The sequence below is a fragment of the Vibrio sp. 10N.261.55.C5 genome (genome assembly GCF_041470505.1).
GTDB classification, from domain to species: domain Bacteria; phylum Pseudomonadota; class Gammaproteobacteria; order Enterobacterales; family Vibrionaceae; genus Vibrio; species Vibrio crassostreae_C.
Window position 1 is genome coordinate 1 of the sequence record NZ_JBFRMS010000052.1, and the last position, 4,052, is coordinate 4,052.

Genomic DNA, 4,052 nt, shown 5'->3' on the forward strand with positions numbered 1-4,052 from the left:
CGCAATCACCGAAATACGCAGCTTAAAGGTGAGAGTCGCTAAGTGTGTTCCCAAGTGGTGCCTGAGGGGTATATAAGCGAAGAAATAGAGCATCCCTCGTATTCGTTAAGTGACGTTTATCACCCTGCGGATTTAGATTCTTTGGTTCTAGGTGCTGGTATATTAGGGGTTACCACTCTGTCTTCGATTTTGATGTGTTTGTTGACTCGATATTAATCAGTCGTGTTGACCGTTTTGCTCTGAGCATATTGATTTCTTGCTGGTTAGTTCAAGCTATGTTTTGGTTATTGCGACTAAGATGAAGCTAGAAGGTCACTACTGTTCGCTTAGTAGAAATAAAAATCCCCCAAATCATTGGCGGATAGTTTTGTGATTCTTTTCAGAATTAGATAAAGCCTTAAACCTAATGGGTCGAATTATGAAATTGAGTTTTAACTTTGAAGATGCGAGCCAGATCTTTGTGGGATCTTTTGCCTTGGCCGTGCCGATTTCTTTTTCTGAAGAGGCTTGGAAGTTAGGGGAGACTTTACCTACCGCTAATCTATTGCTGCTATTTTTACTGTCTGCGGTGTTCTTAGGCTTCTATACGTATGAGAGTGTCTTTCAAAAAGATGTTGTTGCTCGGTTGCCGGTGTTTATTTTCAGAATAGTGATTGCTTATGTTATGACGGCATTGGTCGTTGCTTTGGTACTGACTTGCCTGGACAAATTACCTCTATTGAGTGATCCCGTCGTATCGATCAAAAGAGTGATTGTTATTTCAATGCCAGCCTCTATGGGCGCTATTGTAGTGGATAGTTTTGATAAAGAGTAATCTGTGTATCAATTTGGATTGAAGTGTCTTACAGAGCTTTTCAGCGCTTACTTGATTCGTTATTTAGCTTTCTTACCTCCAAACTTAGTATTGATTTTTTCAACCGATCTCCTAGTCAATAAAATGAGTAGCAACGTACTGTGACTGACTCTTACGTGAATGTGTCGTTTGTTGTTGGGAGATTTTGAAGAGCATTAAGTAGCGAAGATTTGTAGCTTTGGAAGGATATAAAAACGGTTGGTTTCTGAATTGAATATGGTATTTGTATTAATAAGTTAGGATCTTTAGATGCAAAAAAGCCGCATCAATGATGCGGCTTCTTTTAATTGGCTCCCCTTGCAAGACTTGAACTTGCGACATACGGATTAACAGTCCGCCGTTCTACCAACTGAACTAAAGGGGAATTGATTGTTTAGTCTCTAATCAAGAGAATGGTGCCGACTACCGGAATCGAACTGGTGACCTACTGATTACAAGTCAGTTGCTCTACCTACTGAGCTAAGTCGGCATCATGAATCAAAAAGCTTATGCTTGATGATTAACTTGGCTCCCCTTGCAAGACTTGAACTTGCGACATACGGATTAACAGTCCGCCGTTCTACCAACTGAACTAAAGGGGAATTATTCTTAAAGCTTTAAAGAAATGGTGCCGACTACCGGAGTCGAACTGGTGACCTACTGATTACAAGTCAGTTGCTCTACCTACTGAGCTAAGTCGGCACATAATATTTCTTTGTGCTTTACTGTTGTTGTCTAAGACACCAACAAATAAATTGTGGTGCCCGGAGGCGGAATCGAACCACCGACACGAGGATTTTCAATCCTCTGCTCTACCGACTGAGCTATCCGGGCGACGAGGTGTATTAAACGTGTTTTCGCGTTCTGGGTCAACATTAAATTGCAAAAAAAGTATCGTTTGATGTTTTTCTATACTTAGTGGGTTGTTTTTGCTCATTTGGGGTGAAAAACCTAGGTCTAGCATGCCCTAAAAGATAGTAAAACTACGGTTAACTACACTGAATGGGCGCCGAAATAAAAAAAGCACGTATGAAAACGTGCTTTTTTATTTGAAAATTTTCTAGGGAGTTTAGTGTTTTACTTCAAACCTATTAACCCAAGCTTCTAATTCGTTGGAAAGAGAGGCAAGAGTTTGGGTGCTGTTATGACTTTCTGTTACGACATTGCTCAGTTGGTTACCGCTCTCTTCGATCATATTGATACGCTTCGATATATCATCGCTCACCTGAGTCTGCTCAGCGGCCGCTGTTGCGATTTGATGACTCATTGATGAAATGGACTCTAATGCGACAACAATCTGTTGTAGTGCTTCAGAGGCGTTTTGAGACTCTGTTACGGTGCTTTCACTGGTCGCGGCACACACTTCCATGGTTTGAATTGCGTTGCGAGATCCCTCTTGAAGGTTATTAATCATTAATTGGATTTCTTTTGTGCTCGATTGTGTTCTGCCTGCAAGGTTACGAACCTCATCTGCTACAACAGCAAATCCACGACCTTGTTCGCCAGCTCGAGCTGCTTCAATGGCTGCATTTAGTGCCAATAGGTTAGTTTGCTCCGCTATATCACCAATCACATCCAATACTTTTGCAATGTTGTTTACATCGTTATCTAGGTTAGCGACAGCTTCGCTTGCTGTGCCTAGTTGGCCTGCTAAGCCTTGAATGTTATCTACTGTGTTGTGAATGAGTTGTTGGGTATGCTGGCTCTGTTTGTCGGCCTCGTCGGTGTTGCGCGCGGTATCGCTAGCTGAAGCAGCTACGTTATTGGCTGAAGAGGCCATCTCGGTCATTGCTGTCGCGATCATCTCTGTTGATTGCTGTTGGGTGTCTGTCAGTTGACCAATTGACCCAGCGCGATCTTCTACGCGCTGCAGTTCGCCTCTTAATGCCAGCATTGAAGCGTCAAGGTTTGATACTAGCTCAGCCAATGACTTACTCATTTGTTGTACGGCGTGATAGATACTGCCGTCAATTGCCTGAGTTTCGAAAGAGGTTTGAATTCGACCTTGTGCTACGGCTTGTACTGCTTCTCGTACGTCTTTAGGTTCGCCGCCAAGAAGCGCTAGCATGCGTTTAATGGATACAATTAGGCTCGCCAGAATAAGACCAGCAATCACGACACAAAGGAATAGCTGCCATTGAGCAGTAGACCAAAAACGAGCGTTAACTTCATTGAACCCGATACCAGTGCCGACAACCCAACCCCAATGTGGCGTTTTCTCTGCAATAGACAGTTTTTCTTCAATCGTTCCATCTGGCAGTTTTTGTGTCCAGGTGTACTCAATGATCTCGCCAGTACGATTACCAAGTACTCTTTGGATTAGCTGCCCAACACTATTGCCGTCGCCATCTTTAAAGTCGTTAAAACTGGTTCCGTGCAGTTGAGGATCTAATGGTGTCGCGATAAACGTCATGTTCTCATCGGCTACGTAAACATATTCATTATCTTTATAGATGTTGTTGCGTAGAAGGCGAGTAGCTAGTTGCTTGGCTTGCTCTTCTTCTAGTGTGCCATCAATCGCCATTTTTTCGACTTCAGTAAGAATGCTGTATGCGCTCTTAAACAGCTCTGTTACGCGAGCTTTGTTGTCCATGTTGCTAGCAACTCTTAAGGTCCATAAGCCTGTAGCCGTCAGTGCTAGCAGGGCGATCAAGATGATGCCCGATAATAAGTAAGCTTGCGTTTTTAGTTTCATATTTCCCCGCGCAGCGATTCAATAATTAGTATTAGGTATAATTCATCGAATCTTAATCTAAGTGGTGTAAGGCAGATATTAGAAAGACATCAAAGTATGATAGGGATTAAATTTTCGAAGAAAAAAAAGTAACAGGACTTGGTTCTATTTGTTTTAATGTGAATATTAGCGGGTCATGAACTTTATAAGGCGTTGGTTCTGTTGTAGTGGATATGCTTTATAGAACTTAGAATCAACTGCTGTAGTAAGAGTACTAAAAGGAGATAACTCAATTTATCGAGACTGATTAAGAGTTAGTGAGGAGCTGATGTGTATATTGAATAGAGTTTGTTTTTGTTCAAACGAAAAAAAGCCAAGTCTTTCGACTTGGCTTTCTTGAATGTGGCTCCCCTTGCAAGACTTGAACTTGCGACATACGGATTAACAGTCCGCCGTTCTACCAACTGAACTAAAGGGGAATTATTTGTGTCAACATCAGGTCTATAAAGACCATTATTTGTTAAGCACCAAATAATGGTGCCTCGA

General features: G+C 42.1%; 2 protein-coding genes and 6 tRNA genes. 1 reads left to right on the top strand and 7 read right to left on the bottom strand.

Annotated features, from left to right (window positions below):
* The first annotated feature begins 418 nt into the window (after positions 1-418).
* Positions 419-814 (top strand): DUF2391 family protein, encoded by a 396-nt coding sequence (locus AB4263_RS18810; protein ID WP_017060180.1) that lies wholly within the window; start codon positions 419-421, stop codon positions 812-814.
* Positions 815-1,141: 327 nt separating this feature from the next.
* Here AB4263_RS18810 and AB4263_RS18815 read toward each other — a convergent pair.
* From AB4263_RS18815 to AB4263_RS18845, 7 genes are all read right to left on the bottom strand, one after another.
* A tRNA-Asn gene (locus AB4263_RS18815) sits at positions 1,142-1,217 on the bottom strand.
* A gap of 29 nt (positions 1,218-1,246) precedes the next feature.
* Positions 1,247-1,322 (bottom strand) — tRNA-Thr (locus AB4263_RS18820).
* A 36-nt stretch (positions 1,323-1,358) separates the two neighbouring features.
* Positions 1,359-1,434, bottom strand: a tRNA-Asn gene (locus tag AB4263_RS18825).
* Positions 1,435-1,458: 24 nt separating this feature from the next.
* Positions 1,459-1,534 (bottom strand) — tRNA-Thr (locus AB4263_RS18830).
* A gap of 56 nt (positions 1,535-1,590) precedes the next feature.
* Positions 1,591-1,666, bottom strand: a tRNA-Phe gene (locus tag AB4263_RS18835).
* A 235-nt stretch (positions 1,667-1,901) separates the two neighbouring features.
* The gene (locus AB4263_RS18840; RefSeq protein ID WP_017062210.1) at positions 1,902-3,527 is read right to left on the bottom strand and encodes a methyl-accepting chemotaxis protein; all 1,626 of its coding nucleotides are present in this window, start codon (positions 3,525-3,527) and stop codon (positions 1,902-1,904) included.
* A gap of 382 nt (positions 3,528-3,909) precedes the next feature.
* Positions 3,910-3,985 (bottom strand) — tRNA-Asn (locus AB4263_RS18845).
* Positions 3,986-4,052 lie beyond the last annotated feature (67 nt).

Coding starts and splice junctions, on each gene's coding strand:
- AB4263_RS18810 (WP_017060180.1), top strand. CDS start 419: ATGAAATTGAGTTTTAACTTTGAAGATGCGAGCCAGATCTTTGTGGGA.
- AB4263_RS18840 (WP_017062210.1), bottom strand. CDS start 3,527: ATGAAACTAAAAACGCAAGCTTACTTATTATCGGGCATCATCTTGATC.